Below are 5345 nucleotides of genomic sequence, written 5' to 3' on the forward strand. Positions count from 1 at the left end.
AAACTTGCCGTCAAAGTGATTGGAGATAGCTAGCTTTATGGCACAAGAACGTCCTCCCATAGAGGAAATGACCCTGCGGCAACTGCGAAAAATTGCGAGTGAGTACGGCATCTCTCGATATAGCCGTATGCGCAAGGATCAGTTGCTTAGCGCGATTCAAGAGATTCAGCGCACAAAGTTTTCCCCGAGTTCATCAGTATCGTTGGAGGCGCAGGAAGAGGTGGAAGCAGCAAAGTTCGATATTGGTCAAACCAATCAGATGGGTGGCCCTTTGTCGTCTGTCGATGAGGGATTTGGTGACCTGCCGGGTGGATACGGTGATAGCCGGATTGTCTTGATGCCCCGTGATCCCCAATGGGCGTATGCGTATTGGGATATCCCCAATGATCACAAGGAAGAGCTACGTCGCCAGGGAGGCAGTCGCCTTGCCCTGCGCTTCTACGATGTCACCGACATTGATATCAACCACCAGCGGCCTCACAGTTTGCAGCAGTATGAGTGCGATGAACTGGCTCGCGAGTGGTATTTGCCTGTCCCGGTGAGCGATCGTGACTACGTGGTTGAAATTGGCTATGTCTGCTTCGATAATCGCTGGCTCGCCTTGGCTCGTTCTGCCCCGGTTCGCATTCCTCCGGTGTATCCCTCGGACTGGATTGAAGACAAGTTCATCACCATCCCCTGGGAGGAGGATCTACGCGGCAAAACCTTCGCAGAACTGGTGCCTCCGAGCAAGAAGCCGATGATGGGTGCGGTCGATGGCAACCCCATTTACGATCAGATCTTTGGCATGGCGCAGTCTGCTGAAGCTCGGCGTGTGGCAGGTTCCCTATTTGGTTCTATGCACCAGGTACCTGAACAGGCGATTAGCTCCTTTATCTTCCCGTCGGGTGTGGGTATGTGGGCAGTGCCTACCGCGTCCGGCATTGGGATGTCGGGTGTGGGCATGATGATGTCCGGTGTCGGATTCTCGGCTTCTGCACCACCGATTCGTCCTCGCAAGTTCTGGCTGATTGCGGATGCGGAACTGATTGTTTATGGAGCAACAGAGCCGGATGCAATCGTAACCATTGGCGGCAAGCCCATTAAACTCAATTCTGACGGTACCTTCCGCTTCCAGATGTCCTTCCAAGATGGCGTCCTTGACTTCCCCATCAAGGCTGTGGCAGTGGACGGGGAGCAGACCCGCTCGATTCAGATGACGTTTAATCGCGAGACGCCGGAACGGAATACCAACACGAAGGATGAGGCTGTCCTGGAATGGTTGGCGTAGGTGAACTAAGGCGGAGTGTGGTTTGTGTTAAGCACGATCGCGATCTGATGACTTAATGTTGCAGAGGGGCGATCGCCAATAGTTGCAGGAAGGAGGTAAAGGTAAAACTTTGCCTCCTTCTTTGCGGTGAGGCTGTTCTTATCGAAAATAAAGTAACCCTGCCTGCAACAGGCCAATGACAAACCCCAGAATTCCGCCCAGATTAACGATCGCCTGTAGTTCGTTACGGACAATGCCCTGAATCGCCATTTCTAAGTTTTTGGGAGAGGTCGCGTTGACGCGGTCGATAATGACTTGATCGATATTGAGAATGGGGATCGCCTTCGCCACAATGGATTCTAAGTCTCGTTCCAAATAGCGTTCCAGCACCAGCGCCAGTTCGTGACTCACCGATTCCAGCGAGTTGCTTACGACCTCGGAGGTGCGCAGTCTTGTAAGCAGCATACTGGCCACTTTATCCCAATCGATGGATTCACTGAGACTGGTCATGACTTCCGTTCCTCTAGTTCGGACATAGTCGCGAATGCTTTCACGCATTGTCCGCCGCAATTGCCGCACCGTCGATACCGGCAGATTTTGTAGGGATAAATTTTGCAGCCATTCCTTGAGGCGATCGCGCACTCCTAACGCCTGGATCAGTTCTTGGATACGGGCATTGCTGGCCTCACGTTCATCCAGACAATAGGTTCGCAGTCGCACCAGCGCATTCCGAATCCCAAATAAATTGGCAACCACCCAGTATGTACCGCTCGTTTTCTCGCGAAAAATTTCGTCAATTACCTGAATATTGCGATCGGTTAGAAAATCCACAATGCCTAACCGAATCGTATCCGGTGGCAACACGACCTCTAAAAACCACGCTGAAACCTGCTTCGCCTGGGCATCACTGAGCTGAAATTCCAACAAAATCTGGTCAAAAACCTGGTTAATTTGCGCTTCCAGGAAATCATCCCGACGGGCCCAAACTTTAACTACACGGATGAGAGACTGCCCCAATAAATCCCTCAATACGTTGGCTAGAATCTGGGCAGTGCGCTGCTCATTTTGATGCTGAACCTGATCCAGCGCCAGTTTCAGCAACCATAGGATTGCTGCCTGCATTCGCTCCATTTCTAGGAGGCGTCGTGCCAGGTTTTGCAGTTCCTCTGGGGTTAGCAGTGATCCCATAATGGTATCTGCAATGCGCTGGGCTAAGCGAGCCTGATTACTGGGAATCAAGCCAGGGGTAAAGGGTACCTTTCGTTTGCCGACGTAGAGCGCTCGGTAAGGCCGAAAGAGCATCTTAATCGCTAAATCATTGGTGAAATACCCAATGATGCCTCCCACCACAGGCGGAGCCGCGTAAATCCAAAGTGAAGTCCAGTCCAAGGTATGAATGCCCAAAACAATCGCAAGGACGTGACCGAGGGAAGGTTATCATCCAGTTACGGTTCCCCATGAACACAAATCCCTACTTCTCATTGTGCCTCAGACCTTCTGATTGGGCGTGAGTTCATTTCGTTGCGACTAAAACACCCATTAAGCCTCCCGCGATTGGATAGTGTACAGCCTGACTGAATCCAGCCTGATCGGCGAGTTGAACTTGGGCGGAACCCATCGGAAAGCGTTCAATACTGGGGTTAATGTAGGCGTATTCGTCCTTCATGCCGCATTGCTCGGCGGCGGGAACCACTAAATTTTGTAAATACCAGGTCTGGAATTGCTGCATCCAGGGATTTGCGGGTCGATGAAAATCTAGAATCGCTACTTTTGCTCCAACGTTGAGAACGCGATGCAATTCCCGCAGGCTCTGAGAGATATCGGTGACGTTTCGCAGGCCGTAGCCCATGGTGGCGGCATCAAATGTATTGGCTGCAAAGGGAAGCGCTAGGGCATCGCCTTCAATCCAGGTAATGGGATAAGGATTGTAACGCTGCTCGTTCTGCTGTTGGGCGATCGCCAATAGATTTGCAGCAAAATCCAGACCAAAGACCTGTCCAGACGCTCCCACCTGCTGGGCAAGGCGTTGAGTCAGATCACCACTCCCGCAACATACGTCGAGAACCGTATTGCCTATCTGGGCACCACACCAGGACACCGTCATTTGCTTCCAGATGCGATGCAATCCAAAACTGAGGCGATCGTTCAACTGATCGTACTGGGGAGCAATTTGGTTAAAAATAGCCTGAATATCAGTCGCAGTGGGATGGGATGGTGCAGATGAAGTCACGGTCTTGAGCAGGGTGCTTAAAGGTGCTTCCTTATCCTACCTTGAGGTCAAACACCAGCAATGGCTAATGGGTGTTTGCAGACCCCTCATCCTGCCATGCAGGGAACAGAACCCAGCGTTAACGCAATTTGTTGGGCGGTGAAATAAAGAATGTGCAGGTCATCAGACTCAAGCGGGCATGACTCACGCCAGCCTAGAAGGAGCAACGCCTTAAGATTCCCCTGAGAGACCAGCGGGGCTGCCAAGTAGGATTGCACGTCAACGTTAGGCAAGGGCAGCTCAGACGGCGATCGCAGCAACCCTTGCATGTCGTGATGGGCGATCGCCTGCGCCACAAACTCTGCATCTGACAACAACGCGGAGAGATGGTCTGTTGTACCGGACAGTCCTCGCGTTGAAGTAATGTGTTGTTCATCCACCAAAGCTAGCAAACACCCATCAGCCTCAAATCCAGACCGCATGGCGGAGGTGGTCGCATCCAGAAACGCCTGAAACTGATTGGATTTGCGAGTAATGTCTACTAAGGATTTCAGCAGTAAGGATTGAGCATGGGCACGCTCTAACTCCTCCGCCTGCTGTTTGGATAGCTGATACGTCGCAACCGCACGATCAACCACCTGCTGCATTTCCTCGCGATCCCAAGGTTTCGTAATGTACTTATAAACTTGGCCGGAGTTAATCGCTTCAACTAGATCTTCAACATCGGTAAACCCTGTAAGGATAATCCGCATTGTGTAGGGATACTGAGGCACGGTGCGACTCAAAAACTCGGTTCCCTTCATTTCAGGCATCCGTTGGTCTGAAATGATTACAGCAACTTCGCCTTCCTGCTCTAAAACGTTAAGGGCTGACATCCCGTTCTCAGCCTTCAAGACTCGAAAGTCACGGCGAAAGGTTCGATACAGCAAGTCTAGGTTATCAGGTTCGTCGTCAACGACCAGCATTTTGGGCTTGCTTGCGGATTTAAAACTGGCCAATATTTGGCTGAGGGCATCAAGCCCCATGGTGATCTCTTGCATAGCGTCTTGGCTGATCCTTTGAAATGCATTGCCCTATGTATCTGTCTGGCAGTCTATACCTCTAAAGAGTAGTATGCCCAAGATACGTGGCGCGATCGCATCTCTAGGAGTAGCCCCCTCAGTCCTGTGTAACGTGGAACCAGAAAACCTATGGCAAAAAAATGCGGCAATCCCCGTCTATATAGTCGCTCGGAAGATTGCCGTCAAGATAGCCACTTTTGCGATGAAATATTAAGAAAATGAGTAGAAAGAATTCTCGTACATACTTCTTAATGGGAGTGACTCAATCCTACCCCTACATAATGAGGTTGCAACTGCGTCAGGATTATGTAAAGAACTACGGCTGAAGGTCAAGAATAGAGCTGAATTCAGCCCATGTTGGGATTGATGACGCAGCATCGGAGAATACAGACCATTCCATTTCGGAGCGATCTTGTGCCAAGTGAACCCGTTGAGACATCTCGGTCATATATCCCACATAGTGCCCCATCAAAAAATAGACCGCCATCATAGCAGCAGCCGTTGTAGATACCAAAAACCCAGCTAGCATCAGCGAAAATTCGTGGCTCTCAACCGCACGCTGCATAAGATGCAGTGCCCATGCTACCAAGCCAACCACAATGATCAATATCATGATCATTCTTAGACATCTGTTAACGATTTGTAATAATTCACATATTGTAACAGCTTCTTCCGGTGGATGACATCCCTATGGGTATTACCCCTATTTGGGGCTCTAGTTAAGAATTCAAATGGTTCTGGTTGAGCACGACCCGATGCACATGTCCGTTGTTAGCTTCTCCGTGAAAGCCCCGCACTCTGCCGAAGGCGAGTGTCGGGATGAAAG

4 protein-coding genes and 1 pseudogene are annotated in these 5345 nt (G+C 50.7%); 1 reads left to right on the forward strand and 4 read right to left on the reverse strand.

The genetic code is table 11. The features are described 5' to 3' along the window. Positions 1-37 precede the first annotated feature (37 nt). Positions 38-1270: a DUF4912 domain-containing protein gene (locus IGR76_03780; GenBank protein MBF2077644.1), complete on the forward strand. Its 1233-nt coding sequence runs from the start codon at positions 38-40 to the stop codon at positions 1268-1270. A gap of 138 nt (positions 1271-1408) precedes the next feature. On the opposite strand, the gene IGR76_03785 is transcribed toward IGR76_03780, so the two are convergent. From IGR76_03785 to IGR76_03800, 4 genes and pseudogenes are all read right to left on the reverse strand, one after another. Then, the gene (locus tag IGR76_03785) at positions 1409-2638 is read right to left on the reverse strand and encodes a DUF445 domain-containing protein (protein ID MBF2077645.1); all 1230 of its coding nucleotides are present in this window, start codon (positions 2636-2638) and stop codon (positions 1409-1411) included. 124 nt (positions 2639-2762) lie between these two features. Next, positions 2763-3479, reverse strand: coding sequence for a bifunctional demethylmenaquinone methyltransferase/2-methoxy-6-polyprenyl-1,4-benzoquinol methylase UbiE (ubiE, locus tag IGR76_03790; protein ID MBF2077646.1), 717 nt, complete (start codon positions 3477-3479; stop codon positions 2763-2765). Between the two features lie 86 nt (positions 3480-3565). Then, a complete protein-coding gene (locus IGR76_03795) occupies positions 3566-4498 on the reverse strand; it encodes a response regulator (protein ID MBF2077647.1) in 933 nt (310 codons plus the stop codon). A gap of 454 nt (positions 4499-4952) precedes the next feature. Continuing rightward, positions 4953-5138: pseudogene (locus IGR76_03800) on the reverse strand (hypothetical protein). Between the last annotated feature and the right edge of the window lie 207 nt (positions 5139-5345).

The organism is Synechococcales cyanobacterium T60_A2020_003 (assembly GCA_015272205.1).
Taxonomy (GTDB): Bacteria; Cyanobacteriota; Cyanobacteriia; order RECH01; family RECH01; genus JACYMB01.

Coding starts and splice junctions, on each gene's coding strand:
- IGR76_03795 (MBF2077647.1), bottom strand. CDS start 4,498: ATGCAAGAGATCACCATGGGGCTTGATGCCCTCAGCCAAATATTGGCC.
- IGR76_03780 (MBF2077644.1), top strand. CDS start 38: ATGGCACAAGAACGTCCTCCCATAGAGGAAATGACCCTGCGGCAACTG.